At 39.9% G+C, this 21,445-nt stretch carries 21 protein-coding genes and 2 pseudogenes; 6 read left to right on the top strand and 17 right to left on the bottom strand.

The features are described 5' to 3' along the window. On the bottom strand, positions 1-1,206 hold the full coding sequence (locus LQ188_RS18100; protein WP_230177652.1) for an MFS transporter: 1,206 nt from the start codon (positions 1,204-1,206) through the stop codon (positions 1-3). Positions 1,207-1,478: 272 nt separating this feature from the next. Between LQ188_RS18100 and LQ188_RS18105 the strand changes: the two genes are divergently transcribed. Together LQ188_RS18105 and LQ188_RS18110 are read left to right on the top strand one after the other, a co-directional pair. Then, the gene (locus LQ188_RS18105) at positions 1,479-2,966 is read left to right on the top strand and encodes an aldehyde dehydrogenase family protein (RefSeq protein WP_101224044.1); all 1,488 of its coding nucleotides are present in this window, start codon (positions 1,479-1,481) and stop codon (positions 2,964-2,966) included. A 295-nt stretch (positions 2,967-3,261) separates the two neighbouring features. After that, entirely contained in the window at positions 3,262-4,494 is a 1,233-nt protein-coding gene (locus tag LQ188_RS18110; RefSeq protein WP_230177704.1) for an aminopeptidase, read from the top strand. Between the two features lie 466 nt (positions 4,495-4,960). On the opposite strand, the gene LQ188_RS18115 is transcribed toward LQ188_RS18110, so the two are convergent. Beyond that, positions 4,961-5,206, bottom strand: coding sequence for a hypothetical protein (locus tag LQ188_RS18115; protein ID WP_230177655.1), 246 nt, complete (start codon positions 5,204-5,206; stop codon positions 4,961-4,963). 234 nt (positions 5,207-5,440) lie between these two features. Between LQ188_RS18115 and LQ188_RS27015 the strand changes: the two genes are divergently transcribed. Further along, entirely contained in the window at positions 5,441-5,536 is a 96-nt protein-coding gene (locus LQ188_RS27015; protein WP_363320597.1) for a hypothetical protein, read from the top strand. Positions 5,537-5,888: 352 nt separating this feature from the next. Here LQ188_RS27015 and LQ188_RS18120 read toward each other — a convergent pair. Beyond that, positions 5,889-6,116 (bottom strand): annotated as a pseudogene (locus tag LQ188_RS18120) (class I SAM-dependent RNA methyltransferase); the annotation flags it as partial. A gap of 495 nt (positions 6,117-6,611) precedes the next feature. Here LQ188_RS18120 and LQ188_RS18125 point away from each other — a divergent pair. Further along, positions 6,612-6,779 carry a hypothetical protein gene (locus LQ188_RS18125; protein ID WP_164855016.1) on the top strand — a complete coding sequence of 56 codons (168 nt, stop codon included), beginning with the start codon at positions 6,612-6,614 and terminating at the stop codon, positions 6,777-6,779. Positions 6,780-6,903: 124 nt separating this feature from the next. Here LQ188_RS18125 and cspC read toward each other — a convergent pair whose 3' ends face one another. Beyond that, positions 6,904-7,104 carry a cold shock protein CspC gene (gene cspC / locus LQ188_RS18130; protein ID WP_034314312.1) on the bottom strand — a complete coding sequence of 67 codons (201 nt, stop codon included), beginning with the start codon at positions 7,102-7,104 and terminating at the stop codon, positions 6,904-6,906. A 288-nt stretch (positions 7,105-7,392) separates the two neighbouring features. Between cspC and LQ188_RS18135 the strand changes: the two genes are divergently transcribed. Then, positions 7,393-7,653 carry a hypothetical protein gene (locus LQ188_RS18135; protein ID WP_101224047.1) on the top strand — a complete coding sequence of 87 codons (261 nt, stop codon included), beginning with the start codon at positions 7,393-7,395 and terminating at the stop codon, positions 7,651-7,653. A 34-nt stretch (positions 7,654-7,687) separates the two neighbouring features. Here the strand turns inward: LQ188_RS18135 and LQ188_RS18140 are convergent. From LQ188_RS18140 to LQ188_RS18150, 3 genes and pseudogenes are all read right to left on the bottom strand, one after another. Beyond that, positions 7,688-8,195, bottom strand: a pseudogene (locus LQ188_RS18140) (YdcF family protein). Positions 8,196-8,381: 186 nt separating this feature from the next. Further along, on the bottom strand, positions 8,382-9,167 hold the full coding sequence (locus LQ188_RS18145) for a serine hydrolase (protein WP_101224049.1): 786 nt from the start codon (positions 9,165-9,167) through the stop codon (positions 8,382-8,384). Between the two features lie 432 nt (positions 9,168-9,599). Then, entirely contained in the window at positions 9,600-9,767 is a 168-nt protein-coding gene (locus tag LQ188_RS18150) for a YezD family protein (protein ID WP_101224050.1), read from the bottom strand. 524 nt (positions 9,768-10,291) lie between these two features. On the opposite strand from LQ188_RS18150, the gene LQ188_RS18155 reads away from it, so the two are divergent. Then, a complete protein-coding gene (locus tag LQ188_RS18155) occupies positions 10,292-11,680 on the top strand; it encodes an amino acid permease (protein WP_230177657.1) in 1,389 nt (462 codons plus the stop codon). A 40-nt stretch (positions 11,681-11,720) separates the two neighbouring features. Here LQ188_RS18155 and LQ188_RS18160 read toward each other — a convergent pair whose 3' ends face one another. From LQ188_RS18160 to kynA, 10 genes are all read right to left on the bottom strand, one after another. Continuing rightward, positions 11,721-12,695 (bottom strand): aldose 1-epimerase, encoded by a 975-nt coding sequence (locus LQ188_RS18160; protein ID WP_230177659.1) that lies wholly within the window; start codon positions 12,693-12,695, stop codon positions 11,721-11,723. Positions 12,696-12,935: 240 nt separating this feature from the next. Beyond that, complete coding sequence (locus LQ188_RS18165) at positions 12,936-13,235, bottom strand: YxcD family protein (RefSeq protein ID WP_076366987.1); 300 nt, start codon at positions 13,233-13,235, stop codon at positions 12,936-12,938. Further along, a complete protein-coding gene (locus tag LQ188_RS18170; protein ID WP_101224426.1) occupies positions 13,223-13,657 on the bottom strand; it encodes a hypothetical protein in 435 nt (144 codons plus the stop codon). The genes LQ188_RS18165 and LQ188_RS18170 overlap by 13 nt, the downstream gene beginning before the upstream one ends. A 197-nt stretch (positions 13,658-13,854) precedes the next feature. After that, positions 13,855-15,231: a C40 family peptidase gene (locus LQ188_RS18175; RefSeq protein ID WP_311735923.1), complete on the bottom strand. Its 1,377-nt coding sequence runs from the start codon at positions 15,229-15,231 to the stop codon at positions 13,855-13,857. 513 nt (positions 15,232-15,744) lie between these two features. Next, positions 15,745-16,809: a sulfate/molybdate ABC transporter ATP-binding protein gene (locus tag LQ188_RS18180; protein WP_101224053.1), complete on the bottom strand. Its 1,065-nt coding sequence runs from the start codon at positions 16,807-16,809 to the stop codon at positions 15,745-15,747. Between the two features lie 10 nt (positions 16,810-16,819). Then, the gene (gene cysW, locus LQ188_RS18185; protein WP_101224054.1) at positions 16,820-17,704 is read right to left on the bottom strand and encodes a sulfate ABC transporter permease subunit CysW; all 885 of its coding nucleotides are present in this window, start codon (positions 17,702-17,704) and stop codon (positions 16,820-16,822) included. Positions 17,705-17,714: 10 nt separating this feature from the next. Further along, positions 17,715-18,554 (bottom strand): sulfate ABC transporter permease subunit CysT, encoded by an 840-nt coding sequence (gene cysT / locus LQ188_RS18190; protein WP_230177663.1) that lies wholly within the window; start codon positions 18,552-18,554, stop codon positions 17,715-17,717. Between the two features lie 67 nt (positions 18,555-18,621). Beyond that, entirely contained in the window at positions 18,622-19,653 is a 1,032-nt protein-coding gene (locus tag LQ188_RS18195; RefSeq protein ID WP_101224056.1) for a sulfate ABC transporter substrate-binding protein, read from the bottom strand. Between the two features lie 253 nt (positions 19,654-19,906). Then, positions 19,907-20,560 (bottom strand): nicotinate (nicotinamide) nucleotide adenylyltransferase, encoded by a 654-nt coding sequence (gene nadD, locus LQ188_RS18200; RefSeq protein WP_101224057.1) that lies wholly within the window; start codon positions 20,558-20,560, stop codon positions 19,907-19,909. 23 nt (positions 20,561-20,583) lie between these two features. Beyond that, positions 20,584-21,429, bottom strand: a complete 846-nt coding sequence (kynA, locus tag LQ188_RS18205; RefSeq protein WP_230177665.1) for a tryptophan 2,3-dioxygenase — start codon at positions 21,427-21,429, stop codon at positions 20,584-20,586. Between the last annotated feature and the right edge of the window lie 16 nt (positions 21,430-21,445).

A 21,445-nucleotide genomic window follows, 5' to 3' on the forward strand; every position in this document is an offset into this window, starting at 1 on the left:
TTATGTCAAAACGGTATTCTTTGTTTCCTTCCCAAAAGCTACGGCAACTGCCCCCACTAAAATAGCAATTGTGAAAATGGTGAAAATCGATGAAATCGGGGTGCCGGCAGCAACTAAATACCCTACAAGCAACGGTCCCAGGACACCGCCGATCCTGCCGATCCCTGCGGCTAAACCAGCACCTGTACCACGAACTGCTGTGGGATACTGCTCAGGAGTATACGCATAAAGCGCACCCCATGCCCCTAGGTTGAAGAAAGATAGGAACATTCCGGAAACTATCAGCAGTGCCAGCCCCTCTGCAGACCCAAAGAAAAAAGCACTGACTGCCGTTCCAATTAAGTATGTGATCAAAACGAATTTACGTCCAAACTTCTCTATCAGCCATGCAGCTGAAAAATAGCCCGGAAGCTGTGCAAGCGTCATGATCAATACATATTCAAAGCTTTGAATCATGCTGAATCCTTTTAGGACCATCACACTTGGCAGCCATAAAAACATCCCATAATAAGAAAAGACCACGCAAAACCATAGAACCCACAACACAAGGGTCTGACGGGAGTATTCCTTTTTCCAGACACTTTTCATATTGCTTAATACAGATGGTCTCTGCTTTTTTTCAAGTTCCGTATACTTCGGTGAATCCGGCAGTTTCAAGCGCAGATACAGCGCATATAAAGCGGGTACGGCGCTCAATAACAATGCAACCCGCCAACCATAGGCCGGTATGATGAAATAGGATATGAGAGCTGCCAAAATCCAGCCAACCGCCCAAAAACTTTCAAGAAGGACGACGACCCTTCCCCTTTTACTCGCTTCAACACTTTCAGAGACCAATGTCGACGCAACCGGAAGTTCCCCTCCAAGTCCCATTCCAATCAAAAATCGCAATATCAAGAACAAGCTGAGTGTACTGACTGCTGCAGACAGGCCACTTGCGATTGAAAACAATAATAAAGTAATGATAAAGACATTCTTCCGTCCGACCCTGTCGGCCATCGCACCAAAGAATATGGCTCCAACAGCCATTCCTATGGAGTTTATGCTCCCAATCCAGCCAACCTGCTCACTGGTTAAGTTCCAGTCCTGTCTTAAAGCTACTATAATGAAAGAAAGCATACCGACATCAAGTGCATCGAACATCCATCCAAGACCCGCAACACCAAGTAACTTACGCTGCGATATCATTTTCGCATCATTTCCCATATATTCCTCCTGAAGAACTTTAGACCTTCTTGTTATTTTATCCTTATTCATTTTAACTATTAACTTTCATTTTTGCTATAGTAAATACACATGTCATGACAAAAAAATACTTCATTTTTAAAATGATGAAGAAACCTTGGATATTCTGTCGAATGTTATAGATTGAATATTCCCTTTTTTTCATTTATCATAAAAATTGGCATAGATCATAGCGTTAACAATAAGTCATCATGTTTTGCCCAAGATAACCATTTTATTCAGGAGGGTAATTAATGACAAATCTAACGTTAGAAGTAAGTGGAAAGCTGCAAAAATTTTTAACAGGACCAAAAAAGCTCTATATTAATGGCCAGTTTGTAGAAAGTGCTTCAAAAAAAACCTTCTCCACTCCTAATCCTGCTACAGGACAAAAACTTGCCGATGTTTATGAAGCTGATAAAGAAGATATCGACTTAGCCGTCAAAGCTGCACGCAAAGCATTCGATGAAGGTCCTTGGTCAAGGATGAGCGCGGCTGCACGCAGTAGGCTTATGTATAAACTAGCCGATTTAATGGAAGAAAATAAAACTGAACTAGCTCAATTGGAAACGTTGGATAATGGGAAACCAATCAATGAAACGACCAATGCCGACATTCCTTTAGCGATAGAACATATGAGATATTTTGCTGGCTGGTCCACCAAGATTGTCGGGCAGACCATTCCGGTAAGCGGAAATTATTTTAACTACACAAAACACGAGGCTGTTGGTGTTGTCGGCCAAATCATCCCATGGAACTTTCCGCTTCTTATGGCGATGTGGAAACTGGGAGCAGCACTCGCTACAGGTTGCACGGTCATATTAAAGCCTGCTGAGCAAACACCGCTTTCAGCTCTTTACCTGGCTGAATTAATAGATGAAGCCGGTTTCCCTGATGGTGTCGTCAATATCGTTCCCGGTTTTGGTGAAACCGCCGGACAAGCACTTGTCGACCATCCGCAAGTAAATAAAATTGCATTTACCGGTTCGACCGAAGTTGGAAAATTGATCATGCGCTCCGCTTCATATTCATTGAAACGGGTAACATTGGAACTTGGAGGGAAATCGCCAAACATCATCCTGCCTGATGCTGATTTCTCGAAAGCCATCCCTGGAGCTTTGAATGGGGTCATGTTTAACCAAGGTCAGGTATGCTGTGCCGGTTCAAGGGTTTATATTCAAAAGAAACATTATGATAATGTTGTTGCCGATATGGCCAGCCATGCAAAAAACATCAAACAAGGGATAGGTCTGGATCCAAGTACACAAATTGGACCGCTTGTTTCAGAGGAGCAGCAAAATCGGGTAATGGGTTATATAGAAAAAGGGAAAAACGAGGGTGCGGAAGTTCTTGTTGGCGGAAATAAACCGGGTGAACAAGGCTACTTTGTTTCTCCTACTATATTCGCTGGTGTTGAAGAGGATATGACGATTGCAAAGGAAGAGATTTTCGGACCTGTCATAGCGGCAATGCCATTCGAGGATTTAGATGATGTCATTAACCGTGCAAATGCCAGTGAATATGGATTGGCTGCCGGCTTATGGACAAGCGATATAGCCAATGCCCATTATGTTGCAGGAAAACTCCGTGCCGGTACAGTATGGGTGAACTGTTATAACGCGTTCGACGCAGCTTCCCCGTTCGGCGGCTACAAACAATCCGGAATCGGACGTGAAATGGGTTCTTATGCACTGGACAACTATTCTGAAGTGAAAAGCGTCTGGATTAATTTGGGCAAGTGATTTTTTGACTATTAAGAAAGAGGGTCTCAAAGAGGCCCTCTTTCTTTCAGTCCAATGATTCACTGTATAGAATCCTTGAATTATTCAACTATTCAAACCTTTTCAATAGTCTTTCCTTCTTTAGTTTTGATAAAATGCAAGATAGACAAAATAGCTGCTGGAGCCTGAGCGAACTTATATTGCAAATGAACTCCTTCGTATACTGTAAATTTTCACATAGGAGTAAAAAGTTTCTTTTTTATATGACAATAAGTACAATTATAAATGTAGAAAATGGAAAAGGAGATTTAAAATGATGAGTGATTTTCAAGCGAATTTAGAAAAATATGCAGAACTTGCCGTAAAAGTCGGCGTAAACATCCAACAAGATCAAACCCTGGTCGTAAATACAACATTAGAGGGCGCTGACCTTGTGCGTCTCATTGTAAAAAAGGCATATGAGAACGGTGCGCGCAATGTCATCGTTAATTGGAATGATGATATTGTTTCACGCACAAAATATGAACTGGCTCCGGATGAGGTGTTCCACGAATATCCAAAGTGGCGCGCAGAAGAAACGATCGAACTTGCAGAAAACGGAGCTGCCTATCTATCCGTCATCTCCTCCAGCCCTGACTTATTAAAAGGTGTAAAGCCTGAAAGGATTGCCAACTTCCAAAAAGCATCAGGGACGGCACTTAAGAAGTGGCGTCAGTATATGCAATCCGATAAAGTGAGCTGGTCCATAGTTGCCGTCCCTTCAAAGGCTTGGGCTGATAAAGTATTTCCAGAAGAAGCAGAAGGTAAACGCGTTGATCTGCTATGGGAAGCCATTTTCAAAGCAGTTCGTGTTGATGTGAAGGATCCTGTAGATGCCTGGAAAAAACACGATGATACCCTGCATGAAAAGGTTAATTATTTAAATGACAAGCATTACCAAAAATTGCATTACACGGCTCCAGGAACCGACTTGACAATCGAGTTACCCGACAAACATCTTTGGGTCGGGGCAGGAAGCGTCAACGTACAGGGTCATGAATTCATGGCTAATATGCCAACCGAAGAAGTGTTTACAGTTCCATTGAAAACAGGCGTTAACGGTACGGTTTCCAGTACGAAACCACTTAGTTACGGCGGCAACATCATCAATAATTTTTCCGTGACCTTTAAGGAAGGACGGATCATTGAAGTAAAAGCCGAAGAAGGGGAAGAAATCCTAAAGCAATTGGTTGAAACAGATGAAGGTTCACACTACCTTGGGGAAGTGGCACTTGTTCCATTCAACTCACCGATTTCTCAATCGAATGTTTTATTCTTCAATACATTATTCGATGAAAATGCATCAAACCATCTCGCTATCGGCAGCTCCTATGCTTTCTGTATTGAAGGCGGAAAAAACATGAGTCCAGAAGAGCTTGCAGAAAATGGACTCAATGAAAGCCTTACACATGTCGATTTCATGATTGGATCGGAGAAAATGAACATCGACGGCATCAAACAGGACGGCACTTCCGAACCTGTCTTCCGTAATGGGGATTGGGCGTTTTAAGAAGAGCTTTGATCTATTAGGGTTTTGAACGTCTAAAACCTTGAGTGTTAGACAGAAATGGTCACTATTCATCAGCCGCGTGTTTCTGCATACTAGGAAGCACGCAGCTATTGATATAACGTAATTTTGAATAGTTGTATAACCAATCCGCTTTGAAAATATTCTATATTACCAAGTCTAGGGTTAATACAACATTTATTAAAGCTAATATAAGTTTTGATATGTACTACCGCTACATTCAATTTCATTTGAATCGACAAGTTTTGAATAAATTGATCAAATGGTAATTTAATCGGATTAAACACCAGCTAGAAATTCACTAAGATAATGTTCCCCTTCCTACTTAACATTCCTGTATTAGTAAAAATTGATAAAACCACCAATCTTAATGACTGGTGGTTTTTGTCTATTTATAAAAAAGACAAAGTATTTTAAATCAAAAATACTTTGTCCCCCAATTAATATCCTAGAATAAACGGATGAACACGGCAACTCCGGTTCGCCCGAAGTCAAGGTTCAATACTTGTATAAATCTATTTCCAAGTAAACAACGTACAGCAGCTCTGTAGGAATCACCAGTCTCTAATTTTTCAGCACAAGGAGCAGCACTTCCAATCGTTGTAGCTTGTACAATTGTACGCTGAGCTAAAGGTATTAACGTAGCTCTTTCCCAAAGAATCGTAACTACATCAACAGATCTAGAACCAGACATATAATTCACCTCTTTTCATTGTTAATATATTAAATGCAATTTCAGACAGCATGGTTCGTTCTTTTGTCATGCTACACACAAAAAAAGGCGTATTTATTATATGAATATTCAAGAAAAAATCTAGCAACTTATTCAAAAGGAAACGAGCGACAAAAAGGAAATCCAGGAACACTTTGAAATCCACCAAGTCGTCGAAGCCACTGCCCGATTGTCGAGCAATAATCTGAAGCCGAGCTGCGAATGAAACTTGGCAGTACATCTGTCAAAGGACTCTTAGCCGATTTCGTCAATATCTTCCATTTAAGGAAATCAACAGGAAGTGTGTATTAATGATAGAAACTGATACAATTCATTTCGATAAAGGTTTTCGCCGATTGAATTTCATAGCCCTGATGATTTAATGGAGATTGTGGAGCGGATTAGTAAGAAGGTTTAGGTAATTAGGGGTTGTGAAAGAGAATGTGACGTTATCAAGACGTTTAACTTAGTGACCGCTTTTGAAACCCAAAAACATGCGTTATTAAAGGAGTTGTGACCAGCTTAGTGACCAAAAAATGACCGCTCCTGTAACGAAATAAATAATACTAAAAAGTCGGTCTGAAAGTTCGTGATTTAGGGTTTCCATTCATTTAATACAAAAAGAAGTTCCAAAAATAAATGGAACTTCTTTTTTATATGAATTTTAAGGTCGTTTGAATAAGCCAATAAATTGATAGTAATCAGTTCGTATAAACCTATTAAATAGCTTCCGTTTTTTCGTAGCCAATTTGCTCTATGATCTTTCAAAATCTGGATGGGACGTAATCATATTAACGGTCCAATTATCAAGCTTAGCGAAAGCTTGACCCATTTCTTTATACATTTGCTCTACCGCTTTCTGCTCCCCAATCCGCTCACCATATGGAGGATTCTCACCAGATTATTTCTTTTCCAATTGCTTCTTATTATACTATGGCTTTGGATAAACAAAAGGGAATACAAATAAGCCTCCCTCTAAGATTGGAAGAGGCTTATTCTAAGGGAACTTTATTAACTGTTTAGGCTTATTATAACTGTACTTTCTCTGGTAACACAGTGGTCACATGCGATCACAAAAAAGTAGTTTTTCCTACTTTCTCTATTTTTATCTTTTAATCTTCGGAACCTGTCTTCCATAATGGGGATTCGGCGTTTTAATTAACTGACATTCTTGAAAGCCTTCTAATTCATAGCCACGTGATTCCCCTGTATTACTTTAAGAACATGTGGCTGTTTTTTTCATTCACATTTAAAAAAACACCATTAGGCTTTTAGCTTTTGTCCAGCAAACTGAATGACATGGCATGCCTCTTTATATCATTGGAATATCTTGAACACATCTTTCATTGCCAAATATGTTATACTATTATTAAAGAGGGTGGCTAAATTGAAAAGCAATAAGTATAATACTGGTGAAACAGTAACTATTCAGGATACTAATGAATCAGTAACCATTAATAAATGGGCATATGTAAAAAACATGAAAAGATATTCTTATACTGTTAAAGAACATCCGACTACTTTTTTCTTTGAAGAAGAATTAAAAAAAGCTTAATGACAAGTCACTAAAAACCTACTCAGTTAGAGTGGGATTTTTTTTGCTTTCATTTTATAGCACAATAAAAAACAGACTCCCATCGAGGAAGTCTGTTCATATAGGTTACGATTTAATTTTAAAATTAAGCTTTTTGAACGTTAGCAGCTTGAGCTCCACGTGCACCTTGCTCAACTTCGAAAGTTACTTTTTGACCTTCGTCTAAAGATTTGAAGCCTTCGCTTTGGATAGCTGAGAAATGTACGAATACATCGTCTCCGTTTTCGCGTTCGATAAATCCAAAACCTTTTTCTGCATTAAACCATTTAACTGTACCTTGTTCCATTGTTGTTGCCTCCTAGTGCATAACACACATTGTATTACTATTTTTAATCATTTGGAAAATAACGAGTATCCTCTTCCACAACCAAAAACAATTCTTTATTAGATTAACATGAATTGATGCAGATAGCAAATTTTCCAGTGATATTTTAAGTTGGCTTCACATTCTTTTTGCCTTCCTATTTTCTTTATTTATCGAATTTAATGATTCAGATAATAATTAATGGGTATATCAGAGTAATAACAAACCGTACGATTTTCACTTTAAGAATTACAACAAGGAGGTCACTCAATGAAATATTACAAAGTTTCTAATAGCGGTTTTGACAGTAAGGTTATTGTAGCCTATAGCGGGTATGAGGCACTCGGATATTATTTAATGGAAATCGATGATCAACTTGGTTTTGTTGATGATATAGATGTGGAAGAAGTGGATGCTGATGAACGAGTCGAGATTTCCTATACCGGGTATCCCGTTTATAAAACACTTAAGGAGCTATATCAAGAGAAAGATTTTTGGGAAGTGCCTAATGTTGTCGTGGAAGTCGAATAATGAAGGCACCCCACATCTTTAAAAGAATTCCAATTTACCTCCCAATTAAACCGGTCATATAGTATTTGGTAATTGCCAGATATTCACGGGTATATGATTTCAATAGTGACACTTTTGGTGTCTTTACCGGCAATCCCTTCATGTCCAAGCCTTCTCTTTTTGCTATTTCCTGCCCGGTAGATATGAAAGTCATTACTAACGATCAAGCCTGAAGCTGCTGTATCTGGAATGAGTTCTTTTGAGAAAACAATATTTTCGTGAGTTGTTGTAAATTTGTCTTCCATCATGATGCGTGCTTCTTCAATTCCCTGGGCGATTAGTCCCTGTTGCATGGCTTTTGCTTCCGATATTTCTTCTCCCGGTCCTTTGCCGCCAGATACAATGGCCACTGTCTGTTTATTAGCCGATAAATACTCTGCAGCTTTATCAATCCTGTATTGTAAGGATAATGATGGCACCGAACCTTTGACCCTTGCTCCAAGAATAATGAGATAATCGGCATTTTCCGGAATTTGCTGGTGAATGGTACCTTGAATTTTCATGTGCAAAAAACCAAAATACCCCAGTACTGCAATAACGCTAATTACACAAAATTTCTTTAAAGTTTTTCCCCGTTTTTTTCTTTCCTTATATATCTTGCTTTCCCACTGACTCCCTCATAAATAAGATCGAAGAGCGGGAAATCATGAAGGACTTCCCGCTCTTCCAAAAATATTGAATTCAACAGCTTATTCTGTAACCATGTCATCATATATCAATTTTCCAATTTTACTGATTACTTGACGGCTTTCTTCCTCTGATTTCATATCTTCAGTAAGAACTGCAGCATAAACAGTTTGTGTTTCTGACCGAATGATTGCGCAATCATGGGCAACTCCTCGAATTCCGCCCGTTTTGCTTGCGACCTTGACCCCTCTACCCATCAGTGATGGAAGTTTATCCCTTAATTGCTGATTGTCAAGTGCACGCAAGATTCTTTCCTGGCTTTCTTTCGTTAAAAAGTTGCCTGTATGTATGGCTTTTAAGCAGGTGATCGTATCTTCCGCCGATATGGTATTGTCGCGCCCTTCTTTTAGTGCCTTAAAATCCTGCATTTTTCGTTCGAGGACAGTATTTTTCAAACCAAGTTCCTTGATGCATTGATTGATTTCCTCAAAGCCTAGCAGGTTCATCATCATATTCGTGGATGTATTGTCGGAAACGGTTATCATCAATGTCAATAAATCCTCTACGGTTAAAAATACCTTGTTCGATAAGACATGCAGCACACCGGATCCCCCAGTCACTTCATTAGGCGGGATGGTCACTGGTTGGTTCAAATAGATTTTCTTTTGTTCACTTTGACGATAACCTTCGATGATCATTGGTATTTTGATTAAACTCGCTGATTGAAAGGATTCATTCTCATGATATCCAATCGTGTCCCCAAGACCATTTTCAATTTTATATGCGATTCTCCCATTAAATGTTTCAACTAATGCCAAGATATCATGTTCTATAGTCTTTAAGGTCATCTATCCCTGTTCCTCCCTTATATATCATATAATCCCTATAAAAATCCATATACCCTAACTTATTCTACCATGTTAAAAGCAGTACAATCTTCTTATAAATTCCAAATCGAATGATTTTTTGTATAAAAAAAGAGCCTTCATATCGAAAGCTCCGAGTTTATTGACAAAAGGGGGTCCGTCTGAATTTTTAAACTAGTTGATTGGAACGGAGGGTGCGAGACTCCTGCGTGAAAAGCGCGTCCAAGGGAGACCCCACAGGCGCCAAGAGCGCCGAGGAGGCTCCCGGACCGCCCGAGGAAAGCGAGTGCCTGGAGAGGAAATCAACGATCATATTTTACACTCCCTCAGAAAAACGTAGGCAATCTTAATTATTATCGATTTTGTCTACAGTTTAAGAGCCTTCATATCGAAAGCTCCCTCAATAACCATTATTCATCTGGCATTAACTGCCCGGCTCTTCGCTAATGGGAATCGTTTCTTCTCGGTTGTATCCACCTGTGTGATTTTACCATCATGTACGGTTATTAAAACTGATCCATATTGCAGATCTTCCAAGCTTGAAATGATATGCCTGATTTTCATTTCTTCTTTCTTTTCCATAATATCTCTCCCCTTCACTACTGGTAATAAAGCTTCGTTTCATGCCTAATGTTAAAAGTGATCCCATGAAAAACGCAGGTTTTTCCCACTTTCAATGTTTTCTTGAGGAACTTGGTTTACCTATCATATCCTCATCACTTTACTTTCCGAATAAGAATAACCAGTTAATAGGAACTCCATATTCCCCTCCCTTCACTATAAAAAATAAAAGGCACCCGCCATCTAACAGATTAGATGTAAGGGTGCCTTTAGTTGACTAATCGGCCATATTCGGGAGTTGCTTATGTTATAGAAAAATAAAATTCAAGCAACAAACCATATTATTCTTACCAATTAACTTGGTTTTTACTAATATAATCCAATTTTCTCCTATTGTCAATAATACTTTTAAATTTTCTGATTAGTCTGCGTTTTACATTTTACTTATTTACCACTTTACCAAACTAAACTATTTGAGATATACTATTTTAGTATAAGTTGTCGGTATAAACACACACTTTGTATATAAGAAAGGTTCGATATAAATGGTAAATAAAAAATGGGGTTTATTGATTTTGACCACTTTCGTAATTGGAAATATGGTCGGCGGCGGAATTTTCATGCTCCCTGCTCAATTAGCACAGGTATCCAGTCCATTAGGGGCCACATTGGCATGGATTGTTACTGGACTGGGAGTTTTTCTAATAGCTTTGGTGTTTGGTAAACTGGCAGTCCGAAAACCGGATTTGAAGGCTGGACCACAAAGTTATGCTCAATCATTATTTAAATCTCCTGCTAAAGGAAGGGTTTCAGGGTATAGCATGGCTTGGGGCTATTGGGCTGCGAATTGGGCTGCGACAGCTTCTGTCATCATTTCATTTGCTGGTTACCTATCAACGTTTTTCCCGGTGATGCATAGTACGAAAGTGATTTATACTGCAGGTTCGTTTCAACTTGAACTAGGTAAAGCATTAACGTTTGCGGTATGTTCCATTGCCCTTTGGGGGATTCAGGCAATCTTGGTAAGAAGTTTTAACAGTGCTGGGAAAATGAATCTTTTTGCTACAGTTACCAAAGTGCTTGGATTCTTATTTTTCATCATTATCACGATATTCATCTTCGATACTTCCAATCTAGGAAACGGAGCTGAATTTTATGATAAGGCAGGTTCAGCCGTCTCTTTAGGTGATCAAGTGAATGCTGCTGCAATTTCAACATTATGGGCCTTCATCGGTATCGAAGCTGCCGTCATGCTTTCAAACCGTGCCAAGTCACAAAATGATGTAAAGAAAGCGACGATTTTTGGTTTACTCATCGCTGTTGCCATTTATATCGGCATTACTTTATTGACGATGGGTGCCATATCACAAGACGAGTTGAAAATATCACAAAAACCGCTTGTTGACGCACTACAAGCAGTAGTTGGTTCAAGCGGCACGTATTTAATGGCTGCTCTTGCCGTCATTTCCTTATTGGGATCGACAATCGGATGGATTGTCGTTGCCTCAGAAGTTCCTTACCAGGCAGCGAAATCGGATTTGTTTCCAGCCTACTTTGCGAAAGCGAACAAAAATGGCACACCCGTCCGTTCTATGACAATAACAAATATCATGACACAGATATTCTTATTCTCCACTATTTCGGGTACGATTTTGGAGGCTTATAAATTTTCGATGATCGTCGCTACACTCGCTTACTTGATCCCGTATCTTGCATCCGTTTTGTATCAATTGAAACTGGTCATGACTGGGGAAACCTATGACATCATGAAAGGCTCAAGGGTACGTGATGGAATTATCACCATCCTGGCTTTAATCTACTCGATCTGGGTCATCAAGACAGGTACAGCCGATATGAATACATTCATACTTGGCATTGCCTTATATGTATTCGGAATCGTCCTATACCCACTCTGGATGAGAAAAAAAGCATAACCTTAAACACCTTGGCATTAATAAGTGCCAAGGTGTTTTTTTATATATCCTTTATTGCCAATCTAGTTCTCAGCTGAACCGTATCACCTGATCTTAGCTCCCTCAATCCAGTCAATTTCGCAGACAAATCCAAATTAGGAGCATTCGTTACCCATGTATATGGTTCAGGACAGGCGAACCCCTCCTGGTTGAATAATACCCAAAACTTAAAGTGTTGATCAGCATGATAGATGACCTGTATGCCTGCCTCTTGGTCAGTGAGAATGCACTCGTTCTCGAGGGCTCTTTCCTCATCATAGCCAAATAGGTCATCAAACAGCCGGCCCTCCAAGCTAAAGCCGTTTTGGATTTCCAGTGTATCGGCCGTTTCATGAATTGCACCAGTGGGCAATGACCTTTCATTCAACTCCCAATGTTTATTGACGGGAAGGGATATTCTGCAATCCTCTAATTTCCCCCCTGGTCCAAATGGAAAATTGAATACTGTATGATAACCTGCCCCCCACGGAAAGGGATCATTGCCCTTGTTGGTGATTTCCAATTGTATATCCAATGATTCATCCCTTAAAATTAAAGACATATTCACAGTGATGTCTTGTGGAAAGCTATCTTTTAAATCAAACTCACTGCTTGAAAATTCAGTATTAATGACAATTTCTTTCCCGTTCACTTCCTTTTTGCAGACTTTCCAAGGCTTGTCATGTAAAAAACCATGTATATGATTAAATTTTTCCGTTTCATTGACCGGAAACCTATACACAGTCCCCTTATATGTAAATTGACCAGCTTCAATTCGATTAGGAGGAAACAAGATAGGCATTCCGTATAAAATGGGAGCCTTTTTATACTCTTCCAGACTAACCGGAGTTCGCAGTACCTCAATATCCTTTTGCTTGTACTTAAACGAAAGCAGATTGCTTCCTAAAGATGGCGCAAGTATCGCTTCCACTTTTTCATTGCCGAACTTTATGGCCTTTTCATTTAAAAAAGTGATATCTTCCATGTAACCTGTCACTTATTCTCCTCCTTTGACTTGAACATATATCCATCCTACTTCCGCAGACCATTTTTTGCAACAAATGGAAAATATAATTCATTATAATCTATCTGTGTTTAAAATATGTGTTGGCAATCTAGCATTATGCTTTGTTTGCTTTACTATTTTTCTATTTCTCTATTATCTTTTTCCCTCACATCGATCAAGTTGTACCTTATTAAATAAAAAAAGGATGCCGTTACGGCATCCTTTTTTTATTTATCTATTACTTTCACTTACTAAAGCCACTATGCCTTCTTCATCATCCAAAACAAGTTCAATACCCGAGTATGGATCTTTATTCATATATTCATCCAGCCATAAGCGAAGCGCTTCTATCAAGTTGATGGTAATTAACACTTGTTTTCGGCCATCGACAAACGCTTCCGCCGAAAAGCCATAATCATCATCATACATTAACTCCACTTCCACCTCATTGGGCTGTACCTGCTTTTTACGGGCAATGTAAACACAAACCGCATTGATGATATCTTGTTCGGATATCTTTAGCCTCTCCATGGGTTTGTATCCTCTTTCTTCTTCTTATCTTTGAAATACGTGAATATTTTACGGATTACAACGATTAATACCACAACCGCCAACACGTTGATTAATAGACCAAGTATAGAACCAAGCATTCCCATATTGGCGAATAGGCTTCCAAAAAGTAAACCTGCCAATCCACCTAGCATAATTCCTTTCATTAAGCCGCCTTTTGTGAATGTGTTTCCACTCTTAGCTTTATTAGTAGTAGTAGCATCTGACTTCTTCGTTTCTTTATTTTGGAAATTCGAATTATTATTGTTGTTGCTGTTAAAGCTTCTTTTTCCTGACTTGTAACCCCTTGCATCGACTGATTCCGTATGATCCTGGAATACATAAGTGCCGACTGGCGAGAATGCTAGTGTAATTGTAAGTAATGCAGCCATAAATTTTTTCATCATGTTTTTTTGCCTCCGTTTATAGTATGGAATGATGTTTCTTTATATGTTTTCCCAGAGTTACTGAAGTCCACATCACCTATCCTTATTTTATCTTATAGTATTTACGTTGAATTTCAAAATAAGTTTCATTTTTTTTCGATTTTTTTCAAAAAAAATAAGCAGGGGCATTTTCTCCCCTGCTTATTATAGAACTATTAGTTTACACGAACGACACGGCCGTTGAATACACCTGCCCAATATCCGCTTTCCATATTGGCGATTGCAACACCTGTTGAACTTTGGGAACCGATAAATTTGCCGCCGCCGACATAAATACCGACATGTCCATCAGTTTTATAGGTATTGAAGAACACTAAATCTCCAGGTTGTATTTGACTCTTAGATACTTGACGTCCTGCACCTTTCAATGCATCCGTACTTGCTGGAAGGTTCACACCAGCTTGTTTATAAGCCCATGCAACGAATCCTGAACAATCGAAAAGACCGTTAGCAATATCGGATGCCGTTCTTCCGCCACCAAATTTATATGTGGAGTTACCGATATATTTATAACCTGCTGTAATGGCAGAGCCTGTATTTGCACTGCTTGGTTTGCTTGATGTTTCAGTTTTACTGGCTGCAGGTTTTGCAGCAGAACTGTTTTCAGATGAATTTGAAGATGATTCACCTTTAGATGAGCTTTTTGCCGAAACTTCGCCTTTAGAAGAACTTGTTGATTCTTCCCTAGAAGAGCTTGATGATCCTTCACTGGAAGAATTTGAAGAACTCACTTCTTCAGCAGCACGGTCAAGATCTGCTTTCTCTGCTGCTTTACGTTCTTCCTCTTTTTTGATATTTTCACGGATGGATGCTATTTGTGCTTCTAAACCGGCATCTTTATTCTCTAAAGATTGTTTTAGTGCTTCTGTTTCCGATTCCTTCTTTACAATCTTAGCCTTCATGTTGACAGTTTCAGCTTTTTGATCTTTAATTTGGGATTGCATGCCTTTAAGCTCTACTTCCATATCCTTAAGGCTTTGCAATTTTTTCTCAACAGTCGCTTGTTTTTTCTCTAAGTCAGCTTTATCCGCTTCCTGCTCGCTAAGAATCTGTTGGTCAGCTTCCACGATAGTGGCTACCGCTCCAACACGATTAACGAATTCACCAAAGCTTTTAGAGCCTAAAACAACTTCTAGGTACTCAACGTCCCCGCCGCTCTCTTGGAATGAAAGCGCGCGCTCTTTCAAGACTTCCTCGCGTTTTGCGATTCTTTCTTCCAACGCTTTAATTTCTTTCTTTAAAGATTCTATGTCTTTTTCGGTGTCTTTAATTTCTTGTTTAGTATCTTTGATTTTTTGATCATTTTCTTTCATTGCCGATTCGATCTGGGCAATTTGGGCATTCATTTTCGATTGTTCTTTTTTCAATTGCTGAATAACTTGTTCTGCCTCTGAAATATCTGATTGTATTCCTGTGCGTTGCGATTGAATATCCGTGATAGATTCAGCTTTTACAGACGGTATGGCAAAAGCGCTTCCTAATCCAAGCATAATTGTCGTGTTCAATACGATAAGTTTTTTCTTCAAACTCATTTCCCCTGCTTTCCTCCCCTTGCATTTCCATCGACCCATTTCTTTTTCTCTATGAAAAATGATTAGTCAAAATAAATTGCTGGGAACTCTTCTCTATTTTTTTTACTCTTTATGTAATCTTCTAAGGTTGAGATAATATTAAATACATTTCTTAAACTCTACTATGTTTTCATCTAAGTCGTAGTATATCATCAGATTTTGTCAAATACGTAATAACAATATTACAATTATATTTCAATTTTAACATTAAACATAAAAATTCGACTTTTCCACGAGATAAAACATCCAATATCTTACATAATCACCTTCGTATTCTGATGCAAGACTTTCTATCTAGTGTTTAGCACCAAGGGACCATAGACTATTGGCAGGCAAAAACTCACCAACTGTGAATGCACGGTAGCCCTTTTGGAACAGATTGCAGCTCATTTACCCTTCATACGGGAAGGGCTGCTAGCATTCACCAAAAAAAACCGCTCATCAGCGGTTTTTCCGTCAATATTCGACCCATCCTTAAATTCCAGCCATAAAGTCGACAAATACTTTCAATTCTTTCGGTCGGACGAATACCCTTTCTCCTTTGCTTATTTCCAGATTCATATATTGTTCTTTCGTCAGTTCGATTTCCAGCGGTTCGTTTGTATCCTGACGAATGACTTCTATCCGGACGATGGGGCCAATTGTATGAATGTGGTCAATTATGGATGCGATCGAATCCTTTTCCGTTGGTTCTCTTTCCATGATAAAGTTATGCGCCCTTACATAACCAGTTCCCGCTCCATCTTCACTGTCCGGGGCATTCATTTCCACATTCCCAGTTACCAATTTCCCTTGGTGAACGTTGCCCTTGAAAAGATTGACACTGCCAAGAAAATCATAAACGAATGGATTTTCCGGGTGATCATAAACTTCTTCCGGAGTTCCAATCTGTTCAATTTTCCCTTCATTCATGATAACGACCCGATCAGCAACATCCATCGCCTCTTCCTGATCATGCGTCACGAATACACTTGTAACATTGAATTCATCATGAAGTCTTCTTAGCCAACGCCGAAGTTCTTTGCGAACCTTGGCATCCAATGCCCCGAATGGTTCATCAAGCAAGAGGATATTCGGTTCAACGGCAAGTGCCCTTGCCAAAGCGACACGCTGGCGCTGGCCGCCTGATAATTGCGATGGATAACGATCTTTATATCCTTCCAGCTTGACGAGTTGAAGCAATTCGGTAACCTTTTGTGCAATAACTTCTTTACTCGGCCTTATTTTTCTAGGCCGGACCTTTAATCCATAGGCAATATTATCAAAAATGGTCATATTGCGAAAAAGGGCATAATGCTGAAAGACGAAACCCACATTTCGATCTTTTACATGTTTATGCGTGTAATTCTCTTCATTAAAAAGGATCTTTCCGTTCTCAGCCTGTTCAAGACCCGCGATGATACGCAGTAATGACGTTTTTCCCGATCCTGAAGGGCCAAGCAGGGCTACAAGTTCACCGCTCTTTATTTCCAGATCGATGTTCCGGAGTGCTTGATAGGACCCGTAATATTTTGTAACATTTTCAATGATGATACTCATTTCATTCCTCCTATCTCGCTTTGGTTGATTTAAAGTCAGTTTTCCACTCTATGAAGCTCTTAATGATCAAGGTTATGATTGCAAAAATGGACATCAGGGATGCAACGGCAAAAGCGGCCGAAAATTGATATTCATTGTATAAGATTTCAATATGTAGCGGCATCGTATTGGTCATGCCACGTATATGGCCCGATACGACCGATACAGCTCCAAACTCCCCGATTATCCTTGCATTGCAAAGGATGACCCCATATAGAAGTCCCCATTTTATATTGGGAAGCGTCACATACCAAAATGTCTTAAACCCTCCCGCACCCAGCGTGAGTGATGCCTCTTCTTCAGACGTCCCCTGGTTTTGCATGAGCGGGATCAATTCGCGCGCAATGAATGGGAAGGTAATGAAAATGGAGGCAATGACAATCCCTGGTATTGAAAAGATCACTTTAATGTCAAGAGATTGCAGCAGTGGACCAAGTGTTCCATGCAAGCCGAACAGAAGGACAAAAATCAACCCGGCAATGACGGGTGAAACGGAAAAAGGCAAATCTATCAATGTTATTAAGAAGTTTTTTCCCTTGAAATCATATTTTGTTATGGTCCAAGCGGCAACCACTCCAAATATGGCATTGAGTGGCAAGGTGATGAGAACAACGATCAATGTTAACTTAATCGCAGCCACGGCATCAGGGTGGACAATGGCCGCAAAATAAGCTTCGGCACCTTTTTCAAAGGCTTTTACAAAGATCGCGATTAATGGGACGACTAAAAACAAAGTGAGAAATAGCAATACAATGGATATGAGGATCCACTGTATGGATTTAGGCTCTTTAGTTGCGTTTCTCGTAGTAATGACTGGGTGATTCGCTTTTGCAACAACTGAATTATCCTGTTCCATCATATCCCTCCTACTTCCCTGAATATCTTTTGCTGGTCCACCATTGTAAGATATTGATGGTGAATAAGATTATAAATGTAATAATGAGCATGACGGCTGCAACAGCTGTTGCACCTTCATAATCATACTGTTCAAGCTTTGTCATGATGATCAGCGGGGAAATCTCCGTTTTAAACGGCATATTTCCGGCAATGAAGACAACTGACCCATACTCTCCAAGTGCCCTCGCAAAAGAAAGTGCAAAACCCGTCAATATCGCTGGAATCAATTCCGGGAAGATAATTTTAATGAATGTCTGCATTCGATTCGCCCCTAAAGAGGCAGATGCTTCCTCCATCCCTTTTTCGATATTTTCAAGCACCGGTTGAACCATCCGCACCACGAATGGAAGACCGATAAATATTAGGGCGATGATGATCCCTGCGGGAGTGAAAGCGACCTTAAAGCTGAAAAATTGCCCGATCCATCCGTTCGGTGAATATAAGGTGGTCAACGTAATCCCTGCCACGGCAGTCGGGAGGGCAAAAGGCAAATCAACCAGTCCATCGATGATCCGTTTGCCGGGAAACTCATAACGAGTAAGCACCCAGGCAATTAACACACCAAAAACTGCGTTCACAAAGGCCGCAGTTAACGCTGTCATGAAACTCAATTTATAAGAAGCGAGAACCCTTGGTTCAGTTATGGTCGCCCAAAAATCCTGGAACCCCATTGAAAATGTGTTTAGAAAAACCATCGATAACGGGATCAAAACGATGATGGAGAGATATAGCAGCGTAAAACCCATCGTCAATCCAAAACCGGGTATGGTCCTCTTTTTCGTCTGTTTACCTTCAGTCACTATATTCATCGCTTCGCCTCAACCCTTTTTCTGATTTATGAAGGAGAAGATGTTAAAGCCATCTTCTCCTTCATGCTTATTGCTGTTGATAAATCTCGTCAAATGTGCCACCATCATTAAAATGTGTTTCCTGGGCTTTTTTCCAGCCGCCAAATGTATCATCAACAGTCACCATATCGATATTGGCAAATTGATCTTCATATTCGGCAAGAACCTTCTCATCCCTCGGACGATAGAAATTTTTCGCGGCAATTTCCTGACCGGCATCCGTATAGAGGTATTCCAGGTAAGCTTCTGCCACTTCCTTTGTTCCTTTTTTCTCGACCACTTCATCGACAACAGCTACCGGTGGCTCTGCTAATATACTGATTGAAGGATTGACGATTTCATATTTGTCATCACCGAATTCTTCCAGGGTTAAATAGGCTTCATTCTCCCAAGCGATTAATACGTCACCAATTCCCCTTTCCACAAAAGTGGTCGTTGCACCGCGTGCCCCTGAATCCAGGACTTCAACATTCTGATAAAGTTTTTTCATGAAATCCTTCACTTTTGTTTCGTCATTATCGAAATTTTTCTCCGCATAAGCCCAGGCAGCCAGGTAATTCCACCTTGCCCCTCCGCTTGTCTTTGGATTTGGAGTAATGACGGATACATCCTTTTTAATCAGATCATCCCAATCTTTAATGCCTTTAGGATTATCCTTTTTTACCAAAAACACAATGGTTGATGTGTATGGTGTCGAGTTCTCCGGTAAACGTTTTTGCCAGTCCTTCGCTAACAAATTACTAGCTTCATAAATGGCATCAATATCATAAGCCAATGCCAATGTAACGACATCCGCCTCCAATCCATCAATAACTGCCCTGCCCTGTTTACCAGATCCGCCATGTGATTGCTGAATCGTTACATCCTGACCGGATTCTTCTTTCCAATGCTTCACGAACGCTTCATTGAATTCCTGGTACAATTCCCTTGTCGGATCATATGATACATTCAAAAGCTCGACTGACTTTGATGTCCCGCCGCCTTCCGTTTTTTCCGAGTTGCATCCCGCAAGTACACCGAATGCTAAAATCAAACTTATTAATAACATTACCTTTTTCATGAGCTTCCCCCTTTTTTACAACAAAAAAGGCATGCTATTTCCCTTTCAATTATTCAGGAGATAGTATGCCTTCAGTTCTCTGATCAGCAAGTATTTTTTTGTATATCATTACCATAAAGCAAAGTTAACCCAGTTGTCAACTAGGTATTGCGTGTCCTATCATTTAAATTCATTCACATTTTGCAAGTTTAAGAATTCCATCACATGAAAAGGGCTCGATCCAACGGGGAGATCGAGCCCTTTTTAATACTTATTATGAATCTGATGCTTTTTGATACAGCCTATTGTCCAAGATATACTGATAACACTGATCAGGCAGTAAATACCTTGGTTCCCCGCCCATCGCGAATTCATCCCTTATATATGTAGAACTGATTTCCATGGAAAGGCCTTTATCAATAAGGTGAAATGTATTTCCATCATCATAATTCCTTAGCAATGGACTTTTGGATATGATTTTCAGCATATCGATCCCATCCCGTGCCATGACGATGAATTTATGATTTGCAATCAGTTTTTCCCTGAATTTCCATCGTAAGTGTACCGGCAGCTCCTGATTATCAATATCTTCAAGTAAATCTGCACCCATTATGAAGTAAACTTCGTCCTTTGGAAATCGTGATTTAAAATATTCCATCGTATACCAAGTATATTGTTTACTCGTCCCGGCACGTTCATTAATTTCATAATCACTGACTTCGAATAACGGGTTGCCCCCTATTGCCAGCTTGAGCATTTCCCAACGGTGTTCATTGCTCGTTTTCATCTGTTTATCGATACGGCCATTTGAGCAAGGTAAAAAAATCACCTTGTCTAGCTTAGCACGATGCGCAATGGTGGATGCTGTCCATAAATGCACGTTCGTGACCGGATCGAAGGAAGATCCATAAACTCCAATTTTGCCCATCCTGATATCCCCCCAGTCAAAGCTTACAGTTTGGTCCTTAATGTCCAAAGCTCAGGAAAAAATGGCTGTTCGACCACTTTCTTCAGATAACTTACACCTGACGATCCGCCAGTTCCCTTTTTATTACCGATGATCCGTTCTACAGTACTCATATGATTGAATCTCCAGAATTGTTGTTGACTTCCAATATCAACGAGTTTTTCGGCCAGCTCATACAAATCCCAGTAGTTATGCACATCGCGGTAAACGGTCAGCCATGCTTTTTCAACACTTGCATTTTCCTGATAAATTAAAGACCAATCCCTCTTCAGGACCGATTGATCAATAGGAAGCCCCCTTGCAGCCAAAGCACCTAAAGCCGCATCATAAATACTTGGTTTATTCAAGGCTGCCATCATCGACTCATAAAGCTCGGGCTGATGACGGAAAACGGCCAATATTTGCGAATTCTTTTGACCCATCGCAAATTCTATCAACCTGTTCTGAAATGATTGAAACCCTGAAGAGTTTCCTAGTTTCTCCCGGAATTCCATATAATCGGATGGCGTCAAGGTCGAAAGCACATTCCAAGATTGAACTAGTTGCTGTTGGATCCTGGCCACTCTGGATAGCATCTTAAAGGAAGGCTCCAAATGTCCTGCCTCAATATGATCAGTTGCCGCAGTCAATTCATGGATTATCAATTTCATCCACAATTCACTTGTTTGGTGAATGATGATGAACAGCATTTCATCGTGATGGCCGGAAAGTGGATGCTGACTTGATAAAATTTGATTTAAATGCAGATAGTCCCCATAGGACATATCTTTTTCAAAATCAGTTACCATACTTTCTTCCAAACGATGTTCATCTCTTGGACCCTTATCCATACTATCCCTCTTTCCC

It is taken from the genome of Peribacillus sp. Bi134, assembly GCF_918698065.1.
Taxonomy (GTDB): domain Bacteria; phylum Bacillota; class Bacilli; order Bacillales; family DSM-1321; genus Peribacillus.

Coding starts and splice junctions, on each gene's coding strand:
- nadD (WP_101224057.1), bottom strand. CDS start 20,560: ATGGGCAAAATTGGAGTTTATGGATCTTCCTTCGATCCGGTCACGAAC.
- LQ188_RS18165 (WP_076366987.1), bottom strand. CDS start 13,235: ATGGAGAGGCTAAAGATATCCGAACAAGATATCATCAATGCGGTTTGT.
- LQ188_RS18170 (WP_101224426.1), bottom strand. CDS start 13,657: ATGAAAAAATTTATGGCTGCATTACTTACAATTACACTAGCATTCTCG.
- LQ188_RS18175 (WP_311735923.1), bottom strand. CDS start 15,231: ATGAGTTTGAAGAAAAAACTTATCGTATTGAACACGACAATTATGCTT.
- LQ188_RS18135 (WP_101224047.1), top strand. CDS start 7,393: ATGAAATATTACAAAGTTTCTAATAGCGGTTTTGACAGTAAGGTTATT.
- LQ188_RS18155 (WP_230177657.1), top strand. CDS start 10,292: ATGGTAAATAAAAAATGGGGTTTATTGATTTTGACCACTTTCGTAATT.
- cysT (WP_230177663.1), bottom strand. CDS start 18,554: ATGAATATAGTGACTGAAGGTAAACAGACGAAAAAGAGGACCATACCC.
- LQ188_RS18150 (WP_101224050.1), bottom strand. CDS start 9,767: ATGGAAAAGAAAGAAGAAATGAAAATCAGGCATATCATTTCAAGCTTG.
- cysW (WP_101224054.1), bottom strand. CDS start 17,704: ATGGAACAGGATAATTCAGTTGTTGCAAAAGCGAATCACCCAGTCATT.
- LQ188_RS18180 (WP_101224053.1), bottom strand. CDS start 16,809: ATGAGTATCATCATTGAAAATGTTACAAAATATTACGGGTCCTATCAA.
- LQ188_RS18100 (WP_230177652.1), bottom strand. CDS start 1,206: ATGGGAAATGATGCGAAAATGATATCGCAGCGTAAGTTACTTGGTGTT.
- LQ188_RS18105 (WP_101224044.1), top strand. CDS start 1,479: ATGACAAATCTAACGTTAGAAGTAAGTGGAAAGCTGCAAAAATTTTTA.
- LQ188_RS18115 (WP_230177655.1), bottom strand. CDS start 5,206: ATGTCTGGTTCTAGATCTGTTGATGTAGTTACGATTCTTTGGGAAAGA.
- LQ188_RS18110 (WP_230177704.1), top strand. CDS start 3,262: ATGAGTGATTTTCAAGCGAATTTAGAAAAATATGCAGAACTTGCCGTA.
- cspC (WP_034314312.1), bottom strand. CDS start 7,104: ATGGAACAAGGTACAGTTAAATGGTTTAATGCAGAAAAAGGTTTTGGA.
- LQ188_RS18195 (WP_101224056.1), bottom strand. CDS start 19,653: ATGAAAAAGGTAATGTTATTAATAAGTTTGATTTTAGCATTCGGTGTA.
- LQ188_RS18145 (WP_101224049.1), bottom strand. CDS start 9,167: ATGACCTTAAAGACTATAGAACATGATATCTTGGCATTAGTTGAAACA.
- kynA (WP_230177665.1), bottom strand. CDS start 21,429: ATGGATAAGGGTCCAAGAGATGAACATCGTTTGGAAGAAAGTATGGTA.